Genomic DNA, 26,360 nt, shown 5'->3' with positions numbered 1-26,360 from the left:
GTCGATATCGGCAGGACAGTGCGGCAAAACCTTCAAAGCGGTGGTCGGCTCAGGCCGGTCGACCTGGCGCGAGCGCACGGACTGTCCACGCAGGCGGTCCGCAATTACGAGGACGCCGGGATCCTTCCGGCCGCGGAACGCACCTCGCACGGCTACCGCGCCTACACGCCCCGGCACGCGCAAGCCCTGCGTGCGTTCCTCGCTCTCGTGCCCGGACACGGCCACCAGACGGCCACGGCGATCATGCAGGCGGTCAACCGGGACGCCACCGAGGACGCACTGCGGCTCATCGACGAAAGTCACGCCCAACTGCTCGACGACCGCCGCACCCTCCAGTCGGTCGAAGCCGCCCTGCGCGACCTCGAGCCCGTACCGCAGGAACGCGGCGAGATGTTCGTCGGCCCCCTGGCGAGAAGGCTCGGCATCCGCCCGGCCACCCTGCGCAAATGGGAACGCGCCGGCCTGGTCCGGCCGCGCCGTGACCCACAGACGGGCTACCGCGTCTACAGCGCGGCCGACGTACGCGACGCCCTCCTGGTCCACCAGCTCCGACGGGGCGGCTACCTGCTCGAACAGGTCGCCCCGCTGATCGCCCAGGTCCGTTCCGCCGGAGGCATCGCGCCGCTCGAGTCGGCGCTGGACGACTGGCACGCCCGCCTCTCGGCCCGTAGCCGCGCCATGCTCAGCGGCGCCGCCGCGCTGGATGCCTACCTCACCGATGGCTAAGGAAGCGGGTGGGCCTGGGCCGGGTCGAACAGCGGGGACAGCAGGTCGCCGTGCTCATCCAGCCGGGCGGCCAGGTCCGGGGCGTGGAACGTCAGGTCGGCGGGGCGGGTGCAGTTCGTGACTTCCGGCCAGGTCACCGGCGTGGAGACCGTGGGTGCCTGGCGGGCCCGGAGGGTGTACGGGGTCGCCGTGGTCTTGCGGGCGGCGTTCTGGCTGAAGTCGACGAAGACCTTCCTGGGGCGAAGGCTCCGCGTCATGCGATGCGTGACCAGAGGGGCAAGCTCCGCCTCGGCTTCCACCGCCAGCGACTTGGCGTATGACGTGACCTCGGAGGACGGCGTCGGCTCCAGCGCGGCGAGGAGGTGCAGGCCCTTGGAGCCGGAGGTCTTCGCGTAGGCCTGCAAGCCGTCCGCTGCCAGGCGGTCCCGGAGCCACAGGGCCACCCGGCAGCACTCGACGATCGTGGCGGGCGCGCCCGGGTCGAGGTCGAAGACCAGACGGTCCGCGAGGTGAGGGGAGTCCGCACGCCACTGGGGGGTGTGGAACTCCGTGACCAGGTTCGCCGCCCACATCAACGAGGCGAGGTTCTGTATCAGGACCATACGGGCCGCCCCCTCCGACCGGGGCACCTCCGTCGTACCGACCCACTCGGGCGTACCCGGCGGAACGTTCTTGGCGAAGAAGACCTGGCCGTCGGGTCCGTCGGGGTAGCGCAGGAAGGAGAGGGGGCGGTCGCGGAGGTGGGCGAGCAGCGGGTCCGCCACCGTCGCGTAGTAGTGCAGCACCTCGCCCTTGGTGAAACCGGTCGCCGGATAGAGCACCTTCCCCAGGTTGCTCAGCGCGAGCTTTCGCCCCTCCACCTCCGTGATCGGCGTCATACGATGAGAATCCCACGTATCGGGACAAAACGACCTGAAAGGTGACGGACGTGAGATCCATCTGGAACGGCGCCATCTCCTTCGGCCTGGTCAGCATCCCGATCAAGCTGGTGAACGCCACGGAGCATCACTCGGTCTCCTTCCGCCAGATCCACACCGAGGACGGCGGCCGTATCCGCTACCGCAAGGTGTGTGAGCTGGAGGAACGGGAGGTCGCGTCCGACGAGATCGGCAAGGGCTACGAGGAGCCGGACGGCACGATCATCCCGATCACCGACGACGATCTGGCCGCGCTGCCCCTGCCGACCGCGAAGACGATCGACATCGTGGGGTTCATCCCGGCCGAGCGCATCGATCCGCTCCAGATGGACGCGGCGTACTACCTGATGGCGAACGGAGTTCCCGCCGCCAAGCCCTACACCCTGCTGCGTGAGGCGCTGAAGCGGAGCGGGCGGGTCGCCATCGCCAAGTTCGCGCTGCGGGGTAGGGAGCGGCTCGGGATGCTGCGGGTCGTCGACGACGTCATCGCCATGCACGGGCTGCTGTGGCCGGACGAGGTCCGCGCGCCGGAGTCCGCGACGCCGGATGCGAGCGTCACCGTCCGCGACAAGGAACTCGACCTCGCGGACGCCCTGATGGACACCCTCGGCGAGGTCGACCTCGAGGAGCTCCACGACGACTATCGCGAGGCCGTCGAGGAACTCATCGCCGCGAAGGCCTCCGGCGAGAAGATCCCCGCCGCGCCTGCCGCCGACCGGGGCGGCAAGGTCATCGACCTCATGTCCGCGCTCGAGTCCAGCGTCCGCGAGGCCCGCGCCTCGCGCGGCGAGGAGGGGGAGGCAGGCGAGGAGGCCGAGATCAGTCGGCTCTCCGCCCGCCGGACCGGCGCCCGTAAGACGGCCCGTACGTCTCCCAAGGAGACGGGCGGCAAGAAGTCGACCTCGACGGAGAAGAAGCCCGCGTCCGCCTCCGGCGAGAAGGCGGCAGCCAAGAAGACCACCGCCAAGAAGGCGGCCACGAAGAAGACAGCCGCCAAGAAGACGACGGCTCGCAAGCGGGCTTGAGGGGTGTCGGCTCCGGCGCCGTCGTGGCTGGTCGCGCAGTTCCCCGCGGGGTGCCTCCGGCGGTTGGGCGGGTGCGGGTTGTGTGTGGCTGTTCGCGCAGTTCCCCGCGCCCCTAAAAACCTGCGATTGCCCGCGCCCCGAAGAACAAGCGAACCGAAATGGCCCGCGCCCCGTACCCGCCCGCGCGGAAAAACCAGCGCCCGGGGGGAGCCCGCACCCCGACGAAACCGGCACTCTCCCTCCGGGGGGAGGGGACGTGGGCCGGTGCGTCCTATGCCCGTCGCTTAGCTCCGGTCTGGGCACACCAGAACCCCGTGCAAGCAAGGGGCCGTATGCCCCGTTGGCGACGGGCTGACGCACCGGCCCGCGGCCCCGCACCCACCAACCACCCAAGGGGCGCGGGGAACTGCGCGAGCAACCACAACCCACCCGCAGCCGCCCCACCGCCGGAGGCACCCCGCGGGCTGCGCGACCAGCCACGACGTGCCCGCAGTCGAAAACGAACCCAACGGCCCAAGCGAACGCAGTGCCGCCGTAAGAGAAGCGTCAAAGGCGCACGCCCCCGCGTAAGGGACCCGTCAACGGCGGCCGCATCCTCGCCGAGCAGACGCCGGTGCCGGCCACGGCAGGCACCCTGCGGACCGAAAAGCCGCTGTTCACCGGGCTGTTGGTGGGCGCGATCCTGATCATCACCGGTCTGACCTACTTCCCGGCACTCGCGCTGGGCCCGCTCGCCGAGGGGCTGGCGACATGACCACCGACATCACGAAGCAAGAAATCAAGGAGGCAAGAAGAGGACTCGATGTCCACAGCCACTCAACATGGTCGACCTCGACTCCAACCCGACCAAGTTCATCGAGATCGTCGAGATCGGCAAGCAACTCCTCATCACCCGGGGCGCGTTGACGACCTTCTCGATCGCCAACGACGTGGCGAAGTACTTCGCGATCATCCCCGCGCTGTTCGCGGCGGTCTACCCGGGCCTGGACAAGCTCAACATCATGGGCCTGGCCTCGCCGGACTCCGCGATCCTCTCCGCGGTCATCTTCAACGCGCTGATCATCATCGCGCTCGTGCCGCTCGCCCTGCGCGGGGTGCAGTACCGGCCGATGAGCGCGGACAAGATGCTCCGCCGCAACCTCGGGATCTACGGCCTCGGCGGGCTGATCGCCCCGTTCATCGGCATCAAGATCATCGACCTGCTCATCTCCCTCATCCCAGGAATCGGCTGACCCCATGAACAACTCGGTTACGAACACTGCCCGGTTGCTGGGGGCAGGCCTGCGGGCGCTGCTCGTACTGACGCTGGTGTGCGGTGTGCTCTACCCGCTGGCCGTCACCGGTGTCGCCCAGGCGCTGTTCAACGACAAGGCGAACGGCTCGGAGATCAAGGCGGACGGCAAGGTCGTCGGCTCCTCGCTGATCGGCCAGCAGGGCTACAGCCTCGACTACTTCCAGCCCCGGCCGGCCAACGGGCTCGGTGAGAACTCGGTCAACACCCAGTACAAGCTGATCCTGTCCGGCGCCACCAACCGTGCCGGCGACAACGCCGAACTCATCAAGTGGGTACGGGAGGCCAAGGCCGAGGTCGTCAAGGACAACTCGACCGCGGACTACAAGGTGAAGCCCTCCCAGGTCCCCGCCGACGCCGTCACCTCATCCGGCTCCGGCCTCGACCCGGACATCTCCCCGGCGTACGCGAACCTCCAGGTCCACCGCATCGCCGAGCGGAACGGGCTGTCCGTCGCCCAGGTCCAGAAGCTCGTCGACGAGCACACGGAGGGCCGCACCCTCGGCTTCATGGGCGAGCCCCGCGTCAACGTCCTCGAACTCAACATCACGCTCAAGGAACTCGTAACGAAGAGCTGACACCCAACTCCCCATGGAAAAGCCCCCGATAGCCCCAGATGCGTAAGCCCCTGATACGAGAGGAAGGGCGTACGCCGATGACGCGGGTACTGGTGGTCGAGGACGACCCACAGCTCGTACGCGCCCTCGTGATCAACATGCAGGCCCGCCAGTACGGCGTCGACCCGGCCCCCGACGGCGCCACCGCCCTCCGGCTCGCCGCCATGCGCCGGCCCGACGTGGTCGTACTCGATCTGGGGCTGCCCGACATGGACGGCGTGGACGTCATCAAGGCCCTGCGCGGCTGGACCCGCGTACCCATCCTGGTGCTGTCCGCGCGCCGTGCCTCCGACGAGAAGGTCGCCGCGCTGGACGCGGGCGCCGACGACTACATGACCAAGCCGTTCAGCATGGACGAGCTGCCGGCGCGGCTGCGGGCCGCCGTCCGCCGTACGGAGGCCGTGGCGCCCGAGACCGTCGAGGTGATCACGGAGGACTTCACCATCGACCTCGTCGCGAAGACGGCGATGCGCGCGCCGGGCGTTTACGTACGGCTGACGCCCACGGAGTGGCATCTGCTGGAGATCCTGGTCAGCAATCCGGGACGTCTCATCACGCAGAAGCAGCTGCTTCAGGAGGTGTGGGGCGCCTCGCAGAGCAACAAGACCAATTACCTACGTGTCTATATGGCCCAACTCCGGCGGAAGTTGGAGTCCGATCCCGCGCATCCCCGCCATCTCATCACCGAACCCGGCATGGGTTACCGCTTCGAGCGCTGAGACTTCGCGACACCGAGACCTCGCGAGACCGAGACTTCGAGAACTGAGACGACACCATGGCACGCGGCAGACTTCGGATTTACCTCGGTGCGGCGCCGGGCGTCGGCAAGACGTACGCGATGCTCTCCGAGGCGCACCGCCGCGTCGAGCGGGGCACGGACTGCGTGGTCGCCTTCGTCGAGCACCACGCCCGGCCGCGCACCGAGGTGATGCTGCACGGCCTGGAGGAGATCCCGCGCAAGGAGTTGGAGTACCGGGGCTCGTCCTTCACCGAGATGGACGTGGACGCGGTGCTGGCCCGGCGCCCCCAGGTGGCGCTCGTCGACGAGCTCGCCCACACCAACATCCCCGGCTCCCGCAACGACAAGCGCTGGCAGGACGTCGAGGAACTGCTCGCGGCCGGCATCGATGTCGTCTCGACGGTCAACATCCAGCACCTGGAGTCGCTGGGTGACGTGGTCGAGTCGATAACGGGCGTACGGCAGAAGGAGACCGTGCCGGACGAAGTCGTCCGGCGGGCGGATCAGATCGAGTTGGTCGACATGTCGCCGCAGGCGCTGCGGCGGCGGATGGCACACGGCAACATCTACAAGCCGGACAAGGTCGACGCGGCCCTGTCCAACTACTTCCGGCCCGGCAACCTCACCGCCCTGCGCGAACTGGCGCTGCTCTGAGTCGCCGACCGGGTCGCGACACCCCGCGCGGCGCCGGCGTGGGCCTCGGGCTCGCGGTCGCCCGCGGCTTCGCCGAGGCCATGGGCGGCACGCTCGACGCCGAGGACACCCCGGGCGGAGGCCTGACGATGGTGCTTACGTTGCCGACGGCGCCGGTGGCGGTGGGCGCGACCGGAGCGACGGTGGAGGGGGACGTATCGGCGGCGATCACGTCGTAGCGGTGTCGGTGCTGCGGCCCGCGCCCTCGTCCGCGCCCTCGTCCGCGCCCTCGTTCTCGGCGGAGGACCGGGCGTGAGGCGGGACGGTGCGCGAGGTGCTCTCGGCGTGCGAGGTGGAGGCTGCCAACTGGGGAGCCGTGGCCGTCTCGGGAGCCGTGGCCGTCTCGGGAGCCGTGGCCGTCTCGGGAGCCGTGGCCGTCTCGGCAGGCTTTTCGGTGGCGGTGGCCTTCTCGGCAGCCGTCGGCTTGCGGAGCAGCAGCAAGGCCGCGTCGTCGTGCAGTCGGCCGCCCACGTGGGTCAGTAGTTCCTGGTGGAGGGCGGTGAGGGTGCGGTCCGGGTTCTCGGTCAGGTGCCGTTCCAGGCCCTTGGCCACGGGATAGAAGTCGCGGTTGTGGTCGCGGGCCTCCGTGACACCGTCGGTGTAGAGGAGCAGTTGGTCGCCGTCCGTGAAGGGCAGGACCTGGAGGGTGGGGGCCTCGCCGGTGAGGGCGCGCAGGCCCAGGGGCGGTGTCGGGTGCGTGGGCTCGGCCGGGACGGCTTTGCGGTCGCGTACCAACAGGGGAGGCGCGTGGCCGCAGTTGACCACCTCCAGGCGGCCTTCGCGGGGGTAGCCGGCGACGACGGCGGTGACGAAGTCGTCGCCGCCGAGGTTCCGGGCCAGGCTCCGCTCGATCCTGTCGACGACGGCGAGGAGATCGGGTTCGTCGTAGGCGGCCTCGCGGAAGATGCCGACGACGAGGGAGGCGGTGCCCACGGCCGGCAGGCCTTTGCCCCGCACATCGCCGACGATCAGACGCACCCCGTACGGCGTCGGCACCAGCGCGTAGAGGTCCCCGCCGATACGGGCCTCCGCCGCCGCGGCGCTGTAGCGGACGGCCGTCTGGAACGGCCCGACCGTCGCCGGCACGGGCTTGAGCAACGCATGCTGCGCGGCCTCCGCCACCGAGCGAACGGCGGCGAGCACCTTCTCCCGGCGCCCGCGCAACGCGCTGGCCAGCCCGCTCGCCAGCGTGACGGCCGCCAGGGCGGACAGCACGACCACCAACTCATGGCTCGGCACACCGTCACGGACGCCGAGTGCGGTGCCAAGACCCACGGCGAGCAGCCCGACACCCAGGACCCCCAGCGGCCCACTGGTGGTGGCGGCCAGCGCGGGCCCGACGGCCAGCAGCGGCAGCCAGATCATCCCCGAGCCGCCGAGCAGATCGACGAGCACGATGACGAAGACGACGAGTACAGGCAGTACGGCCGTACTGGCGACTACGTGCGCGGCGGTACGTAGCCGGGCCCTCGCCCCAGGACTTCCCACTCGCTTGCTGAACGGCCGTATCGGCCAGTGGTCGCCACCGTGGTGTCGGGCCTGAATCATGTGGTGTCCGCACTCCTCACCTGTCGTGGGGTCGCCCCCAGGAATGTCCGGTTCATCCAGGAAACGGGCTGGATGGGGGCTGCCGCAAGGAGTGCGTTTTCAGATGATGAGCAAAGGGTCCACGGTCACGTGGTGAGCGAAAGCCCCCTGGTCACCCGGCTCGCCGTCGGGATCAGCCGCGCCCGGATCTCCTCGAGCTTGGAGAGCCGGTCCTTCGGCAGAGAGACGCCGAGTGAGCCGAGCGTGTTCCCGCTGTAGACGGGCACCGCGACGCAGACGGTGCCGAGGGTGTACTCCTCCAGATCCGTGACGGCCGGCGCCACGGGCGAGGAGTCGACGCGCCGGAGCAGTTCCGGAGGGCTGGTGATGGTACGGGGCGTGAGGTCGGACATGGTGTGCCGGGACAGGTAGTCCTTGCGTGACTCGTCGTCCAGTTCACGCAGTACGGACTTGCCGAGCGCGGTGGCATGCCCGGCGTCCTCGAACCCCACCCAGAGATCCACCCGGGGCGCCCGAGGTCCGTCGACGATCTCGGCAACCCGGATCTCGCCGTCCTCATAAAAGGTGAGGTAGGCGGCAGTAGAAAACTCATCCCGCAACGCCGCAAGCGTCGGCCGAACCCGACTGAGCAGAGCCTGCCCGCGCCCAGCGGTATGCAACGTCTTCAGCTTGTCGCCCAGGATGTACCCGCCGTCATCCAGTTTCCGCACGTACCCGTCATGCACCAACGTCCGCAACAGGTGATAAGCGGTAGCCAACGGCAACTCAGTCTCCCGAGCCAACTGCTTGGCAGGCGCCCCATTCTCATGCGCACCAACAGCCTCCAGCAGCCGCAAAGCCCGCTGTACGGAGTTGATGAGGGTAGGCCCTTCGCCTCCAGCCATAAGCCCAGCGTGCGCCTGGCACACGGCACAGGCAAACGTCGGGCCACGTAAAGGGCGCCCCGTAAGGGGCGCGGGGCTGTGACATTTGCGGCTCCGCCGCGCGGGCGCGACCAGCCACAACGCACCCGCAGCCGCGACACGACTGTCACCTCCCACCCCGGTAGGCGCCCCACCCACCCGCCGAAGGCGCCCCACCACCCCAAGAACCCACCCACCCGCCGAAAGCGCCCACCCACCCGCGGTAGGCGCCCATCCCCCCCGCAGGCGCCCCACCCACCCCAAGAACCCATCCACCCGCCGAAAGCGCCCCACCCACCCGCGGTAGGCGCCCACCCCCCCCGCAGGCGCCCCACCCACCCCAAGAACCCACCCACTCGCCGAAAGCGCCCACCCACCCCGGTAGGCACCCCACCCACTCGCCGCAGGCGCCCCACCACCCCAAGAACCCACCCACTCGCCGCAGGCGCCCCACCACCCCAAGAACCCACCCACTCGCCGAAAGCGCCCCACCCACCTTCGCGGTAGGCGCCCACCCCCGCAGGCACCCCGCCCACCTCGCAAACCCACCCACCCGCCGAAAGCGCCCACCCACCCGCCGGAGGCAGGGGGCCTGGGGGCGTAGCCCCCAGTTTCGGGAAGGGGCGGGGCTGGGGAAGGAACCCCCCTGCCCGACCGCCGGAGGCAAGTCGCTGTCCAGGGCCAGTCGGCCCTGATCCGCACCGTCCCCTTGGGCCGGAGGCCCTCACTCCCGGGGCCGGTGGTCCCCGCTTGGGGCGCGGGGCCCCGTTACCCCGCGAAACGGCACCCTCCGCTTGCTATACAGGATCAGCGGACGCCAAGTCGGCGACACCGCAGCCGAGTTCACCCTCAGCTTCGCGAACCCCCTCATCCAACCCACCCCGCCGCCGGGAGGCTTCATGCTGTCCGAAGAGTCCGCCGCCGTCATACGCGCCACCCTCCCCGTGGTGGCCGAGCACCTCGACGAGATCACCACCCGCTTCTACGGCGCCATGTTCCGCGACCGCCCCGAACTGCTGGACGGCATGTTCAACCGAAGCAACCAGGCCAGCGGAGCACAGCGCCGGGCCCTGGCCGGCTCCATCGCGGGCTTTGCGACCGCCCTCCTCGCGGACCCCGAGGCCCGCCCCGACGCCCTGCTGGCCCGCATCGCCCACAAGCACACCGCAGTCGGCGTCACCGAGGACCAGTACGTGATCGTGCACAAGTACCTGTTCGGCGCGATCGCCGAGGTACTGGGCGACGCGGTCACCCCCGAGGTCGCGGCCGCCTGGGACGAGGTGTACTGGCTGATGGCCGGCGCGCTCATCGCCCGCGAGACCCTGCTGTACCAGGAGGCAGGCGTACAGCCGGGCGAGATCTGGCGGCAGTGGACGGTCGTCGAACGTCACGAGGAGACGGCAGACGTGGCCTCCTTCCTCCTCCGCCCCGCCGACGGCGAGCCCGCTCCCCGGGCCCGCGCGGGCCAGTACGTCAGTGTCCGCGTGCGCATGCCGGACGGAGTGCGCCAGCTGCGCCAGTACAGCCTGTCCTCCGACCCGGGCGGCGACCTGCGCCGTATCACCGTCAAACGCGTGGCGGGCGCCGACGGCACCCCGGACGGCGAGGTCTCCACGCTGCTGCACGAACGCATACGGCCCGGTGACGAACTCACCCTCTCCGCCCCGTGCGGCGACGTGGTGCTCGACGAGGACGACACCCCGGTCGTCCTGGTCTCCGCGGGTATCGGCTGCACCCCGATGGTGGGCATGCTCGACCGGCTCGCCGCGACCGGTTCCGAGAGGCCCGTACTGGTCCTGCACGCCGACCGCTCCCCGGCCGAGCACGCGCTGCGCGCCCAGACCCGGTCGCTGGCCGCCCGGCTGCCGCGGGCGAGCACCCGCTTCTGGTACGAGCAGCCGGGTCCTGGCAACACGGCCCCCGGTGACCGTTCCGGCCTCATGGACCTCGCCGACGTCGACATCCCGGCCGACGCCACGGTCTATCTGTGCGGCCCGCTGCCGTTCATGCGCTCCGTACGTACGCAACTCCTGCGCGCCGGAGTCCCGGCCCGCAACATCCGTTACGAGGTCTTCGGCCCGGACCTGTGGCTGCCCGGCACCGCGGAGCCGGCCGACACTGCAGGTACGGCCGACGCTGCTTGAGCCTGCCTAGAGGCGGATGACGACCAGGGCCGTGTCGTCCGTGCTGCCCGTGGACGGGAGCAGGTCCGCCAAGAGTGCGTCGGCCAGGGGCTCGGGGTCGGACTTGCGATGGCGGGTCAGGGAGTCGGCGAGGCGGGCCAGGCCGGTGTCGATGTCCTCGGTGCGGCGTTCGACCAGGCCGTCCGTGTACAGGACCAGGGTGGCGCCTTCGGCGAAGGGCAGGTCGGCCTGGGGGCGGGGGACATGTTCGGGTCTGGCGCCGAGCGGCGGGTCGGTGGCCCCGTCGAGGAAGGTCACGGTGCCGTCGGGGTGGAGCAGGGCCGGGGGCAGGTGACCGGCACTGCTGTAGGTGATGGTGTGGCTGTCCCAGTCGACGTAGGCCTTCACCGCGGTGGTCGACTCGGCTCCGTCCACGAATCGGGCGTACAGGCTGAGGACCTCCAGTGCCTGCGCCGGGCCGTCGGCGACTCGGGAGGCCGCGCTGAGCGCACTGCGCAGCTGTCCCATCACACAGGCTGCCGCGAGCCCGTGGCCGACGACGTCGCCCACGGCGACCGAGATGCGGTTGCTGGGCAGTTCGACCAGGTCGTACCAGTCGCCGCACACGTTCAGGGCCCCGATGGCGGGCCGGTAGCGCACGGCCGCTCGGTGGTTCCCGAGCGGGCGGGGAGTGGGCAGCAACGCCGCCTGCAGGGCCAGAGCGACCTCACGTTCGCGGGCGTGCGCCCTGCGGAGGCGTTCGTTGACCTCCTGCAGTTCACGGGAACGGGTGTAGAGCTCGGCCTCCAGCACACGGGCCTGCGGGTCGCCGCCCGGGCCGCCGCGGGCGCGGATGAGTTCGGTGACCTCCTCCACCCGGTGCACGATCAGCACTACGTTCCCGTCGGGGCCGTGGACGGGTGCGTTGACCGGGCTCCAGTAGTGCTCCTGCCAGTGGCCGGGGCGCTCGGGGTCCTCGATGTCGTAGCGGAGCAGCGCCATGGTGTCGCGCTCCCCGGTTTCCACCACCCGCAGCATCGACTCCCTGGTCTCCCGCATACCGGCCGCCGCCGGATCGTTCGGGTTCTCCGGGAAGACGTCGAAGATATAGCGGCCCAGCAACTGCTCACGGGTACGCCCGGCCAGCCGCAGAAAGTCCTCGTTGGCGTCGACATACACAAGGTCCGGCGTAAGCAGCGCCACCATGCCGGGAAGCGCCCGGAAAACGGCCGCGTAATCGATCTGCGGTTCCCTCATGAGCTGCCCGCCTCGACGCCGACCGTTCAGTGTGCTTCCACGATAGAAGCGAACACTGCGAGCGGCCCGGTCACGGCAGCGGACGGTTCCACCGGCTACCGCTGTGGGCAATCGTTCCGCAGGGCGATGGGGGTCCCCCCGCTCGAGCGAAGCCGAGAGTGGGGGAGGGTGGGCACAGCACACCAGCACCGGTGACCGGTGCCAAGTCCGGTGCGGTACGGCGCCCTCTGGGGGCGCGGGGAACTGCGCGACCAGCCACAACGGACCCGCAGCTTAGGCCGCTCCGGCGAGTCCGGGTCGTACCTGCGAACTACGCCCCGGAACGCGCGTACGGCGACCGAAGCAGCCCAGTACCAGCACAGGCACGACGACGCGAGGCCCCCGCACGGGGAGCCTGAGGCGGCATGAGAACCCGTACCCAGCTCACCCTGGCGGCAGCCATCTCGTGCGCGGGGCTCGTCCGGTCGAGGCGTCGACGTACGGCCTGCGTGTCACTCGTTCAGGTGGTCGACTTCGAACGTACGGTTCTGCCTCGCGCAGGTGTGTACTTTCGGTGCTTGTGAAGCTGGTGGTGCAGGTCAAGCTGCTGCCGACGCCCGTGCAGGCGGCGGCACTCGAGGCGACCCTGCACGCCTGCAACCAGGCCGCCACCTGGGTGAGTGGGGTGGCCTTCGAGCACGAGGAGTTCAAGAACTTCCCCTTGCGCAGCCGTGTCTACGGCGAGGTCAAGTCCCGCTGGGGCCTGGGAGCGCAGGCTGCCCAGCACGTCATCAAGAAGACCTGCGACGCGTACACCACGCTCAGGGCGAACCGGAAGGCCGGAAATCTGGGCCGGCCCGGCTCCAAGCGCTACCGCCGGGCGACCGAGAAGCCGATCGCCTTCCGCCCTCAGGGCGCGCAGCCGTACGACGACCGCATGCTGTCCTGGCAGATTCCGGATCGGACGGTGTCGATCTGGACGGTCTCCGGGCGGGTCAAGGGCGTGGCGTTCACCGCCTCGCCCGAGCAGCTGGCCACTCTGGCGCTGTACCGCAAGGGCGAGTCCGACCTGCTGGAGCGGGACGGCATGTGGTTCCTGAACGCGACCTGCGAGGTCCCCGAGGCCGAGCCGAACACCGACCCGGTGGACTTCCTCGGGATCGATCTGGGCATCGTGAACATCGCCACCACCTCGGACGGCGAGATCATGGCCGGACGTGAACTCAACCGCGTCCGGGTCCGGGAACGCGGCTTGCGCACCAAGCTGCAGAAGAAGAACACCCCGTCCGCCAAGCGCCGGTTGAAGAAGCGGCGGCGCAAGGAGGCCAGGCGGGCGAAGGACATCAACCACAAGATCGCGAAACATGTGGTGGCCGAGGCGATGGGGGCACCTCCCGCGCGAGCGAAGCCGAGCGTGGGGGAGCACCGGTCGCGGGATCGCCCTGGAAGACCTCACAGGCATCCGCGAGCGGGTACGGCTTCGCAAGCCTGGGGGCACCTCCCACGCCCTTGAGGCAGTGGGGGAGGGCCACCCTGCACAGCTGGTCCTTTCATCAGCTGGGACAGTTCATCGCGTACAAGGCACGCAAGGCCGGGGTACCGGTGGTGCACGTCGATCCGGCGTACACCTCCCGCACCTGCGCCGAGTGCGGCCACATCGACAAGGCGAACCGGGTGAGTCAGGCCTGGTTCGCGTGCCGGAACTGCGGATTCGTTGATCACGCGGACCGATGGGGGCACCTCCCGCTCGAGCGAAGCCGAGAGTGGGGGAGGCTCCCGCAACATCCGCGCACGCGCGTGGGAGTTGTGGCGACGCGGGGCCCAGTCAACGGCCCCTGCCCTACCCCGGACACCCCGGGGTGGGACCGGACGCAAACGCAGCATCACACCCAGTGATGCCCGTTGTGCAAGCCCAGCGCTTTAGCGATGCTTTAGCGACGGGTAGTTGACTAGCCGCAGTCGCAGTAGCCGCACAACGATGAGCCGGTCCCTGCGGGGACAGCCTTGGTGGGCCGCCCGCGACCGCGCCCAACTCGTCGTCATCGCCTACCAGACGGGCCTCGTACGACCTGAATCGTCCAGGTTCTGACGTGAGTTGACGGTCTGTAGGGCAGGGGTTCGGGGACCGGTCCCGGGCGCGACGGCTTAGGGTGCGCGTCGGCGCGTACCGAAGTCCCCGACCGTGAGGAACCCTTCATGCCCAGCACCCGGACGCTCGTACTGGCGGGCATCACCGCGGCCGTCTCGACCGCCGCGTTCACGCTGTCCGCGCAAGCCGCCACGTCGCCCTCGTACGAGCCGGCCGGCGCCCGGTGCGCGTACCCGGCGGACGTCCTCGACCTGACGAACTGGAAGCTGACCCTGCCCACCGGCGAGGACGAGGACCCCACCGAGATCACCCAGCCCAAGCTGGCGACCTTCTCCGCCAAGCCCTGGTTCCGGGTCGAGGACGGCTGTGACGCGGTCCTGTTCCGGGCCGCCGTCAACGGTGTGACGACCGGAGGCTCCAGTTACCCGCGCTCCGAGCTGCGGGAGATGACCGACAACGGGGCGGACGAGGTCGAGTGGTCCACCACGGAGGGCAAGCACACGCTCGTGGTCAACGAGGCGTTCATGAAGCTGCCCAAGGAGAAGCCGCAGCTGGTCGGTGCGCAGGTGCACGGCGGGGACGACGACGTCACGGTCTTCCGTCTCGACGGTAAGAAGCTCTACATCACCGACGGCGACGACAGCCGCCACCACCTCGTCACCGAGAGCTACCAACTGGGCACCGAGTTCGAGGCCAAGTTCGTGGCGCAGGACGGGGAGATCGACGTGTACTACAACGGCAAGCTGGAGACCACGATCGAGCACGACGGCGACACCAACTACTTCAAGGCCGGCGCCTACACCCAGGCCAACTGCGACAACTCCGACCCGTGTGCCAAGGGGAACTACGGCGAGGTCCGCATCTCCGACATCAAGGTCACCCACTCCTGACGGACGGACGCACGGGAGGGCGGACAGACGGGCGGACGGGAGGGAGGGCGGACGCGGCGGTGGGGTCCGTCTCGCCGCCGCTCAGGCCGTCTTCTGCTCCGGGGCGATCTCCTCGATCAGGCCCTGGATGAGCTTCTTGATCTCGTCACGGATGGGCCGTACGGCCTCGACGCCCTGGCCCGCCGGGTCCTCGAGCTCCCAGTCCAGGTACCGCTTGCCGGGGAAGACCGGGCAGGTGTCGCCGCAGCCCATGGTGATGCAGACGTCCGACTCCTTGACGGCGTCGACGGTGAGCATCTTGGGGACCTCGGCGGAGATGTCGATGCCGACCTCGCGCATGGCTTCGACGGCGGCCGGGTTGACCTGGGCGCCCGGGTTGGAACCGGCGGAGCGGACCTCGACACGGTCCCCGGCCAGGTGGGTCAGCCACGCGGCGGCCATCTGGGAACGGCCGGCGTTGTGGACACAGACGAAGAGCACGGAGGGCTTGTCGGACATCAGGAGGTCTCTCTTGTCTCTTGTTCTCTTGTCTTGTCTCGCGTCGACATCAGGCGAGGCTGACATCAGCACCTGGTGGTGTCAGCCCCCGCTGATGTGACAGTATCAGCCCATGATGACGTCAGTCGACACTGACCTGATCCGGGTGCTGGCCGACCCGCTCAGGCTCCGGATCGTGACCCTGCTCGCCAAAGAGACGCTGTGCACCACGCACCTCGTGGAGGAGACCGGTGCCCGGCAGACCAACCTCTCCAACCACCTGAGAGTGCTGCGTGAGGCCGGGGTCGTCGAGACGGAGCCGTGCGGCCGGTTCACCTACTACCGGCTCAAGCCCGACGTCATCGCCCAGCTCGCCGGTCGGTTCGCCGACCTGGCCGAGTCCGCGCGCAGCGCCGCTCAGAACAAGCGGGCCTGCCCGTGACCGCCGCTGAGGCCGCCACGAACGCGGAGGCCGCGACGCCCGCCGCCGACGCCGCCTCTGTCGCGCCCGCGCCGGGTGCCACCCCGCCCCGTAACCCCTTGGTGTCCCGGGCGGCCGCCGAACTCGTAGGAACGGCGCTGCTGGTGGCGATCGTGGTCGGCTCCGGCATCCAGGCCGCGGACCTGACCGACGACGTCGGCCTCCAACTCCTGGCCAACTCCACGGCCACCGTCTTCGGCCTCGGCATCCTGATCCTCCTGCTCGGCCCGGTCTCCGGCGCACACTTCAACCCGGTGGTCACGCTGGCCGAGTGGTGGACGGCGCGACGCGGCGGCGCCGGCGTCACGCCGCGCGAGGTTGCCGTGTACGTACCCGCGCAGATCACTGGCGCGATCGCGGGCGCGATCCTGGCGGACGCGATGTTCGGCGAGCCGCTGGTGAAGTGGTCCACGCACGACCGCTCGGCGGGCCATCTGCTGCTGGGCGAGGTCGTCGCCACGACCGGCCTGATCCTGCTGATCTTCGGCCTGGCCCGCGCCGGCCGGCTGCAGTACGCCCCCGTGGCCGTCGCCTCCTACATCGGCGCCGCGTACTGGTTCACCTCGTCGACGTCCTTCGCCAACCCGGCCGTGACGATAGGCCGCGCCTTCACCGACACGTTCGCGGGCATCGCGCCCGGCTCGGTCGCGGGGTTCGTCGCGATGCAGGTCGTCGGGGCGGTGGTCGGGCTGGCGCTGGTGGCGCTCATCTTCATGCCCGGACGCTCGGCTGAATGAGCCGCAGAACGCGGGGTGGGTGGGTCAGGCCATGGGGGCGGCCGCGGTCAGCATCTGCCCCATCGCGGCCATGACCGACGGCTCCACCCGGTAGTACACCCAGGTGCCGCGCCGCTCGGAGGTGAGCAGTCCGGCTTCCTTGAGCTTCTTCAGGTGATGGGACACGGTCGGCTGGGAAACGCCGACGTCAGAGATGTCGCATACGCACGCCTCGCCACCCTCGTGCGAGGCGACGAGCGAGAACAGGCGAAGGCGGACGGGGTCGCCGAGCGCCTTGAACATCGCGGCGGTCCGCTCGGCTTCCTCGGCCGTCAGGGGCCGCTCGGTGAGCGGCGGACAGCACGGCACGACACCCTCGGCGACCACGGGGTCCAGCAGCGGCAGCGCCTTGACGTTCGACATGCGTCTATGTTGACACATGTCGAACCAGGCACCCAGCTGGCCCTTTCGAAGTCCGGTGCGATGCAGCGCCCCGTTAGGGGCGCGGGGCTGTGTCAATTTGCGGCTCCGTCGCGCGGGCGCGACAAGCCACGACGGACTCGCAGCTTCGATCCGGCCCTCCGGTGGCACTGCTTCGATGGCTGTCTATGTTGACGCTCATCGAACCCGGTGCCATGCTGGGCACAAGAGATTGACACCTATCGATATAGGGGAACCCCGTGCCTGCGCCCACCAGCAACGCGCCAAGCGCCGACCAGCTGCCCGTCGCGATCATCGGCGCCGGCCCCATCGGCCTGGCCGCCGCCGCCCACCTCGTGGAGCGCGGCATCGAACCCCTCGTCCTGGAAGCCGGCCCCGCCGCGGCAAGTGCCGTACGGGAGTGGTCGCACGTGCGGCTCTTCTCGACCTGGGGCGAACTCGTCGACCCGGCCGCCGAGAAGCTGCTCGCCCCGACCGGCTGGGTCCGCCCCGACGCCGCGGCCTACCCGACCGGCGGCGACTGGGCCGAGCGCTACCTCCAGCCGCTCGCCGACCTCCTGGGCGACAGGGTCCGTTACGGCGCCACGGTGACCGGCGTCGCCCGGGCCGGCCGGGACCGCATCGTCGACGCGGGCCGCGACGAGCAGCCGTACACGGTGCACGTCCGGGCCGCCGACGGCGCCGAGGCGCGGCTCACCGCCCGCGCCGTCATCGACGCTTCCGGCACCTGGGCGGTCCCGAGCCCCGTCGGCGCGAACGGCCTGCCCGCCCTCGGCGAGAAGGCGGCCGCCGACCGCATCTCGTACCGAGTCCCGGACCTCAACGACCCATCCGTACGCACCCGTTACGCGGGCAAGCGCACCGCCGTCATCGGCTCCGGTGCCTCGGCCTTCACCGCGCTCGCCCTCCTTGCCGACCTGGCCGGCGAGGAGGCGGGGACACATGCGGTGTGGATCCTGCGCCGGGGCCTCAGCGCGAGCACGTACGGCGGCGGCGAGGCCGACGAACTCCCCGCTCGCGGCGCCCTCGGCCTGCGCGCCAAGGCGGCGGTGGAGGCCGGCCACGCGAGCGCGGCCACGGGATTCCGTACGCAGGCCGTGGAGCGGGAGGACGACCGGCTCGTCCTCGTCGCCGAGGACGGCCGCCGTCTCGACCCGGTCGACGAGGTGATCGTCCTGACCGGCTTCCGCCCCGACCTCTCCTTCCTCTCCGAGGTCCGCCTCGGCCTCGACGAACGCCTCCAGGCCCCGACCGCCCTCGCCCCGCTGATCGACCCGAACGTCCACTCCTGCGGCACGGTCTACCCACACGGGGTGCGCGAGCTCTCCCACCCGGACCAGGGCGTCTACCTGGTCGGGATGAAGTCGTACGGCCGTGCCCCCACGTTTCTCGCGATGACCGGCTACGAGCAGGTCCGCTCCATCGCGGCGTCCATCGCCGGCGACCAGGAGGCCGCCGAGCGCGTCGAACTCACCCTCCCCGAGACCGGAGTGTGCGGTGGCGCGGGCCTCTTCGACGAGCCGGAGAACACCGAACAGTCCGGCGGCGGCTGCTGCGCCCCGGCCCCCGCCACCCTCCAGATCGGCCTCGGCGCCCCGGCCGCAACCACCGGTGGCTGCTGAACTCCCCGCCCACGCCAGGAGGTTCGTCATGACGTCCCGCGTACAGCTCGCCCTCCGTGTCCCCGACCTCGCCGAATCCGTCGCCTTCTACAGCAAGCTCTTCGGCACCGAGCCCGCCAAACTCCGCGACGGCTACGCCAACTTCGCCATCGCCGAGCCCCCGCTCAAGCTCGTCCTGATCGAAGGAACGGCGGGCGAGGCGACCCGCATGGACCACCTCGGCGTCGAGGTCGAGACGACCGAAGCGGTCCACGCCGCCACCGCCCGCCTGAGCGAGGCGGGCCTGCCCACCGCCGAGGAGAACGACACCACCTGCTGCTACGCCCTCCAGGACAAGGTCTGGGTCCACGGCCCCGGCCAGGAACCCTGGGAGGTGTACGTGGTCAAGGCGGACGCCGGCTCTCTGGCCAAGCAGGTCACGGACCGGCCTTGATCGCCTTTAGCGTCAGAGTCAGATCTTGATCACCGTTACGCGTGCGCCGCACAGGGAGGTGAGGTCCTCGGGGTCGGAGCTGAGGATCGTGACGGGGCCCGGGGCGGCCAGGGCGGTCGCGCTGAGCATTGCGTCGATGGCGTACTTGTGGCCGTGCAGTCCGGCGTCGGCGAGGAGGGCGGCCGCGTGGCGGGCGATCGGCTCGGTGACCGGTTCGACGACGAGGCGGGACAGCGTCCATTCCAAGGCCGGCCGGTTGATCCGAGGGTGTATCACCTCGACCAGTGTGGCCGCGGACGTGATCACCCGTAGGTCGTCGGCGCGTGCGAGGGCGAGCCAGCCGGTGACTGTGCGATCGCGTAGCACGGCCTTGGCCAAGCCTTCGCTGTCGAGGACAAGGGTGCCGCCGGGAACGGCAGGGGACCGGGTCACGCGGCGTTCGCCCCACCTTGTGTCTGCTGCCGCCGGGCCTGGTGGAGCTGGTCACGCAGAGCCTGGACCTCTTCGTCCGTGATGGGTCCGTGCTCGGCCTCGGCGACCTGGATGAGTTCGTTGAGGTTGTCGCGTTCGATCTGGCGGGCGACGGCGGCGGCAACGTAGGCGGACATGCCAGAGGGCCCGCCGCGGGCCTTGGCGGCTTCGGCGATGTCGCGCGGCATGGTGATCGAATACTTCCCGGTAGGCTCACTCATGCCACCAATCCTACCTTCTATCCTCCCACTCGGTCGGGTTGTTGCCGCCCGTCGACTCCCGTACCACCACGGAGAAGTGGCTCACGAACTCCTCGCGGCCCGCCCCCGGCTCCCCGGGCTCCGTCTGCTCGATCCGGCCGGCCAGCAGCTCGACCGCTCGTCGTGCCATCGTGTCGTGGTCCGGATCGATCGTGGACAGCGAGGGGATCAGGAACTCGCTCTCCTGGACGTTGTCGAAGCCGATCACCTTCACCTGCTCCGGCACCCGCACGCCGGTGTCGGCCAGCCCGCGCAGTACGCCCATCGCCACGGTGTCCGTCACGCAGAACACCCCGTCGAAGTCGAGCCCACTCCGCACCATCTCCCGCGCACACAGCGCACCCGCGCGCATCGTGAGCGTCTCCAGGCTCTGTACGAGGCCGGGGTCCGCGGGCAGGCCGGCGCTCCGCAGCGCCCGCTGATGGCCCGTGAAGCGGAGGCTGGACACATCGACTTCCTCTTCCCCTTCCCCCGAGTCTCCCCCCGGCCCCCTCACGATCGCGATGCGGCGGCAGCCCCGCTCGATCAGATGGCGGGTGGCCGCCTCCGACGCGTCGACGTTCGGCATGGCCACGTGGTCGACGGGACCGCCGAAGATCCGCTCGCCCAGGATGACCACCGGGTAGTCCACCTTGAGCAGTTCGACATCGGCCGGTCCCATGCCGACCGTGCTGAGGATGAGCCCGTCGTAGAGCCGGTTGCGCGACAGGGACAGCGCGTCCAGTTCGTTCTCCCGCGAGGCGCCGGTCTGCTCGATGCACACCCGCAGGCTGTGCCGCTCGGCGGCGGTGATGATGGCGGCGGCCAGGCGACCGTAGTAGGGGCTGTTCACCTCTGGGACGGCCAGACCGACCGTGCCGGTGCGGCCCTTGCGCAGATTGCGGGCCGCGACGTTGACGCGGTAGTCGAGCCGGGCCATCGCGGCGAGGACCTTGTCCCGCGTCGCCTTGCGCACATTGGGATGGTCGTTGATGACGTTGGAGACGGTCATCGCCGAGACTCCGGCCGCCTTCGCCACGTCCTGAATCGTTGCCACGCTCACCCCAGGTCTGCGGTACGCCCCCACCGGGCCCCATTACACCGCAGACCTGGTCACTCGCCGCCGGGGTCAGACCAGCGGAGCCTGGACGGTGAGGAACGAGTGGGGCGGCAGCGTCAGCGTGAGACCCCCGTCGGTGACCTTCAGAGAGTCGTACGGGCGTGGGCAGACCGCTTCCGGCGCCTCCGCGGTGTTGTGGTCCTGGAGCCGGTCGGCCGTCAGGATGCGGGCGGTCGCCTCCCCGACGGAGCGGCCGCGCAGGTCGAGCGTCACCTCGGCGGGCTCCTCGGCGTCGAGGTTGGACAGCGAGATCAGTACCGTTCCGTCCTTGACGCTGGCCGAGGCGGACAGGGTCTCCAACTCGGCGTCCCCGACCGGGCGGCGGGCGTCCTCCGTACGCAGATGGACGCCGAGCGAAGCGGCGTCCTGGTGCCCCTTGTTCATCTCGAACACGTGGTAGGTCGGAGTGAGGACCAGGGCGTCGCCTTCGGTGAGGACCATCGCCTGAAGGACGTTGACGGTCTGGGCGATGTTCGCCATGTACAGGCGCTCGGCATGCCGGTGGAAGATGTCGAAGTGCGTGCCCGCCACGAGCGCGTCACGCATGGTGTTCTGCTGGAACAGGAAGCCCGGGTTGGTGCCCGGCTCGACGTCCCACCAGGTGCCCCACTCGTCCAGGACGAGGCCGACCTTTCGGCCAGGGTCGTAGATGTCCATGACGGTGGAGTGGCCGGTGAGGATGCGGTCGATCTGCCGGGCGGAGAGCATCGTCCGGTAGTAGTCGTCCGTGTCGAAGCCGGTGGCGCTGCCCTTCGCCTCCCAGGACCCGGTCATCGTGTAGTGGTGGACGGAGATTCCCTGGAAGAAGGTGCGCGGGGTGGCTTCGCAGCCGAAGCAGTTGATCTGCTCCATCAGCGTCCGGGTCCACTGGTAGTCGTCGCCGGACGCGCCCGAGGCGATGCGGTACAGCTTGTTGTCGCCATGATCGCGGCAGTACGTGGCGTACTGCCGGGCCAGGTCCGCGGAGTACTCGGCGCGCATGTTGCCGCCGCAGCCCCAGGTCTCGTTGCCGATACCCCAGAACTTCACGCGCCACGGCTCCTCGCGGCCGTTGGCCTTGCGCAGCCGCACCATGGGGCTGTCGCCGTCACGGGTCAGGTACTCGACCCACTCGCTCATCTCCTGCACGGTGCCGCTGCCGACGTTTCCGCTGATGTACGGCTCGGCGTCGAGCAGTTCGCACAGGGCCATGAACTCGTGGGTGCCGAAGTGGTTGTTCTCCTCGACGTTGCCCCAGTGCGTGTTCACCATGCGGGGCCGCTGGTCCCGCGGGCCGATGCCGTCCTTCCAGTGGTACTCGTCGGCGAAACAGCCGCCCGGCCAGCGCAGGTTGGGGATGTTCAGAGCGCGCAGGGCCTCGACGACGTCGAGACGGATACCGCCCTCGTTGGGAATCGTCGAGTCCTCGCCGACCCAGAAGCCGCCGTAGATACAGCGGCCGAGGTGCTCGGCGAAGTGACCGTAGACATGACGGTTGATCTTCGGGCCCTCGATGTCGAGGTTGATGATCGCGGTGGCGTTGGCCACGGGGGTACTCCCGGGGGGATGGTGGGCGCTGGGTAAGTTTGTATCGATAAAAAGCTGCCTCCTGTGCGGCATGAGTGTCAAGAGAGGTGCGGGAACTGTCTGGGCGTCACGTCGTCGTGGCGGCGCGACGGATTCCGACGCGAGCGTGAGCAACGACTGAAGGAAGTCACTCAGCGCTGAAGCCCCGCAGGCAGTGGCACCCAGCGGCGTGGGGCGCGGCGGTCTGCCGCTTTCCGGCCGTCGCTGATCCGCAGGCCGGCCGCGGCGCAGGCATAGGCGAAGGTGTCGGCGTCGTGGGGGAAGGGGTGCTTGCGCTGCCAGAAGCGGAAGTGCCAGTGGGCGGGTGGATCCGGCTCGTACGGCGGGAGGCCGATCTCCTCGCTCTCGACGACCTCTCCGTCGCGGGCCAGGGTGCCGAACGTCCCGCCCTTGGCGTTGAAGCAGATGCCGTACGCGCTGGTGTCCGCCGTGATCGCCCGCAGCACGGCGTCGTCGCTCGGCGTGTAACCCTCCTGTGTGATCACGCAGCCGCCGGGGTCGCCGGGCACGCTTGTCACGCCCACATAGCGGAGGGACTCGTCGTACTCGTTCAGGTCGAAGGGCGCGTCCTCGAGCTCTGCTCTCGGGCACTGCGCGGGATCGGCGCCCAGCCGTCGGATCACCTCGTCCTCGCTCAGCCCTCGCACGAAGGCGATGCCAAGCCCTTCCGTCCACATTTCCTGGTCGCCGAAGGCCGCTATGAGCGCGTCCGCCGCCCGGAAGGCGGCGGCCTCCTCGGCGGGCAGCTCCACTGCCCCCGGCAGGCCGGCGACGAGCGGCGCGAGCGGCGTGGTCAGCAGCAGCCGGCCCGGTGACCAGGGCCCTGTCTGTGGCGTCCACACATCGGCCCCGGCGTCGATCAGCGCGCGGACGCTGCCCTCGTCCGCGTTACAGGCGGCGTACCACAGCGGTGTGTGCTCCTCTTCGTCGCGCGCGTCGGGCTCCGCGTGGTGCGACAGGAGCGCGGCCACCGCCTCCGCCGATCCTTGTTCCGCCGCCAGGTGCAGTGGGGTGGTGCCGGGCCATCTGATGACGGCGTCGGGTGGCGCACCCCCGTCGAGCCGGGCCCTGATCAGCGCCGCGTCTCCCCAGTCGCGGTAACCGATGTGCTCCCAGTCGGCCCGCGGCACGTAGCGCAGGCGCTCTTCCTCCTGACGGCGCAGCATCTCGCGCTGGCGCCGGGACAGCGGCGGCGCCAGAAAGTCGGGCGGCCCGCTCATCCCCAGGACCGCGAAGGAACTGGGCTGCTCCGACGGATCGGGTGGCCCGATCCCCGGTCAGACCTCGAGTGACCGTGCCGACGCGGCATGCAGTGCCGCCACGTCGATCGGGGTGCGCGTCTCGGATATGCCCTCGTCCGGCCACTCGACGACCAACTGGGCCTCACCGGGCGGTGGGAGTTCCGCCAGATACAGGTCGACGTCGGTTTTGAAGAGGGACCAGCGGGCCCCGCGTGACTGGTGCAGCCGCGGATCCAGCGGAATCAGCCCGACCGCCTGCCGCGTCGACGCCTCGGCCACCCGCCCCGAGGGCGTCGTGTACTGCACCCCCCGCTGCACCGTGCCGTCCAACGAGGTCACCCGGCGGCCGTCGGAGAACAGCAGGCCGACCCGCAGCCCGGACTGCCGACGCGAGTCCTGGCTCTGCCAGCGGGTCTTGCGGAAGACCGACAGATGCAAGGTGGCCGTACGCGGCCACAGCGACCACCCCGTCAGCAGCACCCGCGTGTCCGGACCGGCCCCGGCCACCCCGAGCTGCGACAGCAGCACCGGCGCAAACCTGTCGACGGGCGGCTCGTACTTCCCGTCGTCTTCCCCCGGCGGTCCCAGCCGGACCAACACGGCCCGCTCAGCGACCGGCTCCTCCGGCAAGACCAGATCATCGAAGAATCCCATGCGCCGATCGTGGCAGAGGGGTCTGACATCGCCTCGGCCACTGATTGCTCCGGGGCGTTCGGCCCCGTGGCCGGACACAGATTCACCCGGCGTCGCCTCCCTCAGGTGGGCTCCGGCCGAGCCCGTCAGCCTTTGCGATCCGCGCCGCTTCTGTGCAGGCCGGGGCAGGCCAGGGCCTCACAGCAGGCCCAGGTCCCGGGCGCGGAGTGCCGCCTGGGTGCGGTCGCGCAGGGAGAGGCGGGTGAGGATGCGGGAGACGTGGTTCTTGACCGTGCCCTCGCTGAGGTACAGCCGCGCGGCGATCTCCCGGTTGGTGTGGCCCTGTGCCACGAGCCGCAGGATGTCCGTCTCGCGCGGGCTCAGGACGACAGCCGGGGACTCGGTGGGGCGTGGCGTCGGAAGAGCGGCGGTGAGGTGGCGGGCCACCGAGGAGTCGAGCTGGGTGACGCCCGCGTGTGCCAGGCGGACCGCGTGCGCGAGTTCCTCGGCCGGCAGGTCCTTCAGCAGGTAGCCGTGGGCGCCGGCCCGCAGCGCCTGTACGACGTACTCCTCGTCGTCGAACGTCGTCAGCATCACCACCCTGCACTCCGGCGCCCGGCCCCGCAGGACGGCCACCGCTTCGACCCCGTCCATCTCCGGCATCCGTACATCCATGAGCACGACGTCCGGGCCCAGTTCGAGCGTTTTCGCCACGGCGTCCCGGCCGTCCACGGCCGTGCCGATGACCACGATGCCCGGCCGGATGGAGAGCAGGGAGGCGATGCCGTCCCGGATGAGCCGCTGGTCGTCCACCACCAGCACCCGTACCGGCGGCACCGGCTCCTGATCGTCCATGGTCATCTTTCCCCCGTCTTCCCGCGCGGAACGGTCACCGTCAGCCGGGTGCCGGAGTCCGGGCCGCTGTCGATGTCCATGCTCCCCGCCACCAGGTGCACCCGCTCCCTCATCCCGAGCAGCCCGAACCCGGTGACGGTCGCGTCCCGCGCGAAGCCGCGGCCGTCGTCGGTCACTTCCAGCCGCGCGGCGTCCTCGGCCAGGCGGACGGCCACCGTCACCCGCGTGGCCCGCGCATGGCGGCGCGCGTTGGTCACGCCCTCCTGCGCGGCCCGGTACAGGGCGGTCAGCTCGGCCGTGCCGTAGCCGTCCTCGTCGCCGCTCACCTCGACGGTGACCCGCGGCGATGCCGCGCCGCTGTGTGCCAGGCCGGCCAGCGCGGCCGTGAGCGTGGGGTGCGCCGTCTCGTCCCGCAGCGCGCGGACCGACTGCCGGACGTCGCCCAGCGCGAGTCGCACCGAATGCCTCGCCTCGTTCAGGGCCCGCTGGGCCGCCTCGGGGTCCAGGTCCCGGAAGTCCGAGGCCATCTCCAACTGGACGGACATCGCGGTGAGATGGTGGCCGAGGCTGTCGTGGATGTCCCGGGCCAGCCGATTGCGCTCGGCGGCGGCGGACAGCTCGGCGACCTGCGCGGCGTAGGCCTCCAGTTCGCGCCGGGCGCGCTGTTCGCCGACGGCCACGGCGGCCATCGAGATCGCCAGCACCAGGCCCACGGAGAGCATCAGCAGGTCGGACACGCGCTCCAGATCGCGGTACCAGCCGGGTGCGGTCAGCACGTACGCGATGAGCGGCCCGGCCAGGCACAGCGCGCCCAGCGCGATCGCCGTCGTCCGGCCGAAGGCGAAGTAGGCCGTGAACGGCAGCAGCACGAACAGCACTTGGGACAGGCCCGAGGCGTCGAGGAACACCACTGTGCCGATCAGCCCGCACCGGGCCAGCAACAGCGGCACCCGCGCCGCGGGCCAGCGGCGTCCCGCCGCTTCCAGAGCGAACAGCGCCCCGATCGCGGCCACAAAACCCGACACCCGCCAGGCCGCCGGTGCAGGGCCGTCGCCCAGGCCGGCCACCGCGTAGTACACACCGCCGACGAGCACCGCGCCGTACAGCAGCGGCGCCACCCACCGCACGGGCCCATACGCCACCATGCGCACCCCCTCAACCCGCTGCAGCCAGGCTAAGCGCCGCCCAAGCGGAACACGACCGCCGAGAGACACCGGCGCGAAACTCCAGCCGGTTCGGGCCGATCGGCACATGCCGAACGGCACAACA

At 70.2% G+C, this 26,360-nt stretch carries 24 protein-coding genes and 5 pseudogenes; 15 read left to right on the top strand and 14 right to left on the bottom strand.

Annotated elements, in window-relative coordinates:
- Positions 1–18: 18 nt before the first annotated feature.
- Positions 19–726 (top strand): TioE family transcriptional regulator, encoded by a 708-nt coding sequence (locus tag OHT21_RS14310; RefSeq protein WP_328768664.1) that lies wholly within the window; start codon positions 19–21, stop codon positions 724–726.
- Here the strand turns inward: OHT21_RS14310 and ligD are convergent.
- Entirely contained in the window at positions 723–1,604 is an 882-nt protein-coding gene (gene ligD / locus OHT21_RS14305; RefSeq protein WP_328768663.1) for a non-homologous end-joining DNA ligase, read from the bottom strand. The two genes, OHT21_RS14310 and ligD, sit on opposite strands and share 4 nt — an antisense overlap.
- A 50-nt stretch (positions 1,605–1,654) precedes the next feature.
- Here ligD and ku point away from each other — a divergent pair, with 50 nt between their 5' ends.
- The 7 genes and pseudogenes from ku (at position 1,655) to OHT21_RS14270 (ending at position 6,187) form a co-directional block, all read left to right on the top strand.
- On the top strand, positions 1,655–2,668 hold the full coding sequence (gene ku / locus OHT21_RS14300) for a non-homologous end joining protein Ku (protein WP_443050364.1): 1,014 nt from the start codon (positions 1,655–1,657) through the stop codon (positions 2,666–2,668).
- Positions 2,669–3,263: 595 nt separating this feature from the next.
- Positions 3,264–3,422: pseudogene (locus tag OHT21_RS14295) on the top strand (potassium-transporting ATPase subunit KdpA); the annotation flags it as partial.
- A gap of 64 nt (positions 3,423–3,486) precedes the next feature.
- Positions 3,487–3,900 (top strand): annotated as a pseudogene (locus OHT21_RS14290) (potassium-transporting ATPase subunit B); the annotation flags it as partial.
- Positions 3,901–3,904: 4 nt separating this feature from the next.
- Positions 3,905–4,537, top strand: a complete 633-nt coding sequence (locus OHT21_RS14285) for a potassium-transporting ATPase subunit C (protein ID WP_328768661.1) — start codon at positions 3,905–3,907, stop codon at positions 4,535–4,537.
- Between the two features lie 77 nt (positions 4,538–4,614).
- The gene (locus tag OHT21_RS14280; RefSeq protein ID WP_328768660.1) at positions 4,615–5,295 is read left to right on the top strand and encodes a response regulator; all 681 of its coding nucleotides are present in this window, start codon (positions 4,615–4,617) and stop codon (positions 5,293–5,295) included.
- A gap of 56 nt (positions 5,296–5,351) precedes the next feature.
- Positions 5,352–5,966: pseudogene (locus OHT21_RS14275) on the top strand (histidine kinase); the annotation flags it as partial.
- 41 nt (positions 5,967–6,007) lie between these two features.
- A complete protein-coding gene (locus OHT21_RS14270; RefSeq protein WP_328768659.1) occupies positions 6,008–6,187 on the top strand; it encodes an ATP-binding protein in 180 nt (59 codons plus the stop codon).
- A 223-nt stretch (positions 6,188–6,410) separates the two neighbouring features.
- Here OHT21_RS14270 and OHT21_RS14265 read toward each other — a convergent pair.
- Together OHT21_RS14265 and OHT21_RS14260 are read right to left on the bottom strand one after the other, a co-directional pair.
- Positions 6,411–7,556 (bottom strand): annotated as a pseudogene (locus OHT21_RS14265) (PP2C family protein-serine/threonine phosphatase); the annotation flags it as partial.
- A gap of 125 nt (positions 7,557–7,681) precedes the next feature.
- Positions 7,682–8,440 carry an IclR family transcriptional regulator gene (locus OHT21_RS14260; protein WP_328768657.1) on the bottom strand — a complete coding sequence of 253 codons (759 nt, stop codon included), beginning with the start codon at positions 8,438–8,440 and terminating at the stop codon, positions 7,682–7,684.
- Between the two features lie 917 nt (positions 8,441–9,357).
- Here OHT21_RS14260 and OHT21_RS14255 point away from each other — a divergent pair.
- A complete protein-coding gene (locus OHT21_RS14255; RefSeq protein WP_328768656.1) occupies positions 9,358–10,602 on the top strand; it encodes a globin domain-containing protein in 1,245 nt (414 codons plus the stop codon).
- 6 nt (positions 10,603–10,608) lie between these two features.
- Here OHT21_RS14255 and OHT21_RS14250 read toward each other — a convergent pair whose 3' ends face one another.
- On the bottom strand, positions 10,609–11,838 hold the full coding sequence (locus OHT21_RS14250; protein ID WP_328768655.1) for a PP2C family protein-serine/threonine phosphatase: 1,230 nt from the start codon (positions 11,836–11,838) through the stop codon (positions 10,609–10,611).
- A gap of 559 nt (positions 11,839–12,397) precedes the next feature.
- Between OHT21_RS14250 and OHT21_RS14245 the strand changes: the two are divergent.
- Together OHT21_RS14245 and OHT21_RS14240 are read left to right on the top strand one after the other, a co-directional pair.
- A pseudogene (locus tag OHT21_RS14245) lies at positions 12,398–13,741 on the top strand (RNA-guided endonuclease InsQ/TnpB family protein).
- A 272-nt stretch (positions 13,742–14,013) separates the two neighbouring features.
- The gene (locus tag OHT21_RS14240; RefSeq protein ID WP_328768654.1) at positions 14,014–14,796 is read left to right on the top strand and encodes a polysaccharide lyase family 7 protein; all 783 of its coding nucleotides are present in this window, start codon (positions 14,014–14,016) and stop codon (positions 14,794–14,796) included.
- A gap of 81 nt (positions 14,797–14,877) precedes the next feature.
- Here the strand turns inward: OHT21_RS14240 and OHT21_RS14235 are convergent, their stop codons facing one another.
- Positions 14,878–15,294, bottom strand: coding sequence for an arsenate reductase ArsC (locus OHT21_RS14235; RefSeq protein ID WP_328768653.1), 417 nt, complete (start codon positions 15,292–15,294; stop codon positions 14,878–14,880).
- Positions 15,295–15,406: 112 nt separating this feature from the next.
- Between OHT21_RS14235 and OHT21_RS14230 the strand changes: the two genes are divergently transcribed.
- Both OHT21_RS14230 and OHT21_RS14225 read left to right on the top strand, forming a co-directional pair.
- Positions 15,407–15,715 (top strand): ArsR/SmtB family transcription factor, encoded by a 309-nt coding sequence (locus OHT21_RS14230; protein WP_328768652.1) that lies wholly within the window; start codon positions 15,407–15,409, stop codon positions 15,713–15,715.
- Complete coding sequence (locus tag OHT21_RS14225; RefSeq protein WP_328768651.1) at positions 15,712–16,491, top strand: aquaporin; 780 nt, start codon at positions 15,712–15,714, stop codon at positions 16,489–16,491. Before OHT21_RS14230 ends, OHT21_RS14225 begins: the two co-directional genes overlap by 4 nt.
- 24 nt (positions 16,492–16,515) lie before the next feature.
- Here the strand turns inward: OHT21_RS14225 and OHT21_RS14220 are convergent, their stop codons facing one another.
- Positions 16,516–16,893, bottom strand: coding sequence for an ArsR/SmtB family transcription factor (locus tag OHT21_RS14220; protein ID WP_328768650.1), 378 nt, complete (start codon positions 16,891–16,893; stop codon positions 16,516–16,518).
- Positions 16,894–17,150: 257 nt separating this feature from the next.
- On the opposite strand from OHT21_RS14220, the gene OHT21_RS14215 reads away from it, so the two are divergent.
- Both OHT21_RS14215 and OHT21_RS14210 read left to right on the top strand, forming a co-directional pair.
- Complete coding sequence (locus tag OHT21_RS14215; protein WP_328768649.1) at positions 17,151–18,533, top strand: NAD(P)-binding domain-containing protein; 1,383 nt, start codon at positions 17,151–17,153, stop codon at positions 18,531–18,533.
- Between the two features lie 28 nt (positions 18,534–18,561).
- Positions 18,562–18,966 (top strand): ArsI/CadI family heavy metal resistance metalloenzyme, encoded by a 405-nt coding sequence (locus tag OHT21_RS14210; protein WP_328768648.1) that lies wholly within the window; start codon positions 18,562–18,564, stop codon positions 18,964–18,966.
- A gap of 18 nt (positions 18,967–18,984) precedes the next feature.
- On the opposite strand, the gene OHT21_RS14205 is transcribed toward OHT21_RS14210, so the two are convergent.
- From OHT21_RS14205 to OHT21_RS14170, 8 genes are all read right to left on the bottom strand, one after another.
- Positions 18,985–19,398: a PIN domain-containing protein gene (locus OHT21_RS14205; protein ID WP_328768647.1), complete on the bottom strand. Its 414-nt coding sequence runs from the start codon at positions 19,396–19,398 to the stop codon at positions 18,985–18,987.
- A complete protein-coding gene (locus tag OHT21_RS14200; protein WP_328768646.1) occupies positions 19,395–19,658 on the bottom strand; it encodes a CopG family transcriptional regulator in 264 nt (87 codons plus the stop codon). Before OHT21_RS14200 ends, OHT21_RS14205 begins: the two co-directional genes overlap by 4 nt.
- Before the next feature lie 10 nt (positions 19,659–19,668).
- Positions 19,669–20,733, bottom strand: a complete 1,065-nt coding sequence (locus tag OHT21_RS14195; RefSeq protein WP_328768645.1) for a LacI family DNA-binding transcriptional regulator — start codon at positions 20,731–20,733, stop codon at positions 19,669–19,671.
- 72 nt (positions 20,734–20,805) lie between these two features.
- Positions 20,806–22,323: an alpha-N-arabinofuranosidase gene (locus tag OHT21_RS14190; protein ID WP_328768644.1), complete on the bottom strand. Its 1,518-nt coding sequence runs from the start codon at positions 22,321–22,323 to the stop codon at positions 20,806–20,808.
- A 170-nt stretch (positions 22,324–22,493) separates the two neighbouring features.
- Positions 22,494–23,582, bottom strand: a complete 1,089-nt coding sequence (locus OHT21_RS14185; protein WP_328768642.1) for an ankyrin repeat domain-containing protein — start codon at positions 23,580–23,582, stop codon at positions 22,494–22,496.
- 57 nt (positions 23,583–23,639) lie between these two features.
- Entirely contained in the window at positions 23,640–24,257 is a 618-nt protein-coding gene (locus OHT21_RS14180; protein ID WP_328768641.1) for a hypothetical protein, read from the bottom strand.
- A 177-nt stretch (positions 24,258–24,434) separates the two neighbouring features.
- On the bottom strand, positions 24,435–25,091 hold the full coding sequence (locus OHT21_RS14175) for a response regulator transcription factor (RefSeq protein ID WP_328768640.1): 657 nt from the start codon (positions 25,089–25,091) through the stop codon (positions 24,435–24,437).
- A gap of 2 nt (positions 25,092–25,093) precedes the next feature.
- A complete protein-coding gene (locus OHT21_RS14170; protein ID WP_328768639.1) occupies positions 25,094–26,236 on the bottom strand; it encodes a sensor histidine kinase in 1,143 nt (380 codons plus the stop codon).
- Between the last annotated feature and the right edge of the window lie 124 nt (positions 26,237–26,360).

It is taken from the genome of Streptomyces sp. NBC_00286, from assembly GCF_036173125.1.
In the GTDB taxonomy this organism is placed as follows: domain Bacteria; phylum Actinomycetota; class Actinomycetes; order Streptomycetales; family Streptomycetaceae; genus Streptomyces.
Note: the sequence above shows the minus strand (reverse complement) of the source record. Positions and strands in the feature narration are given on the sequence as shown.

What these genes read in the sequence shown, in the direction of transcription:
- OHT21_RS14250 (WP_328768655.1), bottom strand. Translation starts at nt 11,838, where the DNA reads ATGAGGGAACCGCAGATCGATTACGCGGCCGTTTTCCGGGCGCTTCCC.
- OHT21_RS14175 (WP_328768640.1), bottom strand. Translation starts at nt 25,091, where the DNA reads ATGGACGATCAGGAGCCGGTGCCGCCGGTACGGGTGCTGGTGGTGGAC.
- OHT21_RS14260 (WP_328768657.1), bottom strand. Translation starts at nt 8,440, where the DNA reads ATGGCTGGAGGCGAAGGGCCTACCCTCATCAACTCCGTACAGCGGGCT.
- OHT21_RS14185 (WP_328768642.1), bottom strand. Translation starts at nt 23,582, where the DNA reads ATGAGCGGGCCGCCCGACTTTCTGGCGCCGCCGCTGTCCCGGCGCCAG.
- OHT21_RS14285 (WP_328768661.1), top strand. Translation starts at nt 3,905, where the DNA reads ATGAACAACTCGGTTACGAACACTGCCCGGTTGCTGGGGGCAGGCCTG.
- OHT21_RS14200 (WP_328768646.1), bottom strand. Translation starts at nt 19,658, where the DNA reads ATGAGTGAGCCTACCGGGAAGTATTCGATCACCATGCCGCGCGACATC.
- ligD (WP_328768663.1), bottom strand. Translation starts at nt 1,604, where the DNA reads ATGACGCCGATCACGGAGGTGGAGGGGCGAAAGCTCGCGCTGAGCAAC.
- OHT21_RS14170 (WP_328768639.1), bottom strand. Translation starts at nt 26,236, where the DNA reads ATGGTGGCGTATGGGCCCGTGCGGTGGGTGGCGCCGCTGCTGTACGGC.
- OHT21_RS14220 (WP_328768650.1), bottom strand. Translation starts at nt 16,893, where the DNA reads ATGTCGAACGTCAAGGCGCTGCCGCTGCTGGACCCCGTGGTCGCCGAG.
- OHT21_RS14235 (WP_328768653.1), bottom strand. Translation starts at nt 15,294, where the DNA reads ATGTCCGACAAGCCCTCCGTGCTCTTCGTCTGTGTCCACAACGCCGGC.
- OHT21_RS14180 (WP_328768641.1), bottom strand. Translation starts at nt 24,257, where the DNA reads ATGGGATTCTTCGATGATCTGGTCTTGCCGGAGGAGCCGGTCGCTGAG.
- OHT21_RS14240 (WP_328768654.1), top strand. Translation starts at nt 14,014, where the DNA reads ATGCCCAGCACCCGGACGCTCGTACTGGCGGGCATCACCGCGGCCGTC.
- OHT21_RS14230 (WP_328768652.1), top strand. Translation starts at nt 15,407, where the DNA reads ATGATGACGTCAGTCGACACTGACCTGATCCGGGTGCTGGCCGACCCG.
- OHT21_RS14210 (WP_328768648.1), top strand. Translation starts at nt 18,562, where the DNA reads ATGACGTCCCGCGTACAGCTCGCCCTCCGTGTCCCCGACCTCGCCGAA.
- OHT21_RS14255 (WP_328768656.1), top strand. Translation starts at nt 9,358, where the DNA reads ATGCTGTCCGAAGAGTCCGCCGCCGTCATACGCGCCACCCTCCCCGTG.
- OHT21_RS14280 (WP_328768660.1), top strand. Translation starts at nt 4,615, where the DNA reads ATGACGCGGGTACTGGTGGTCGAGGACGACCCACAGCTCGTACGCGCC.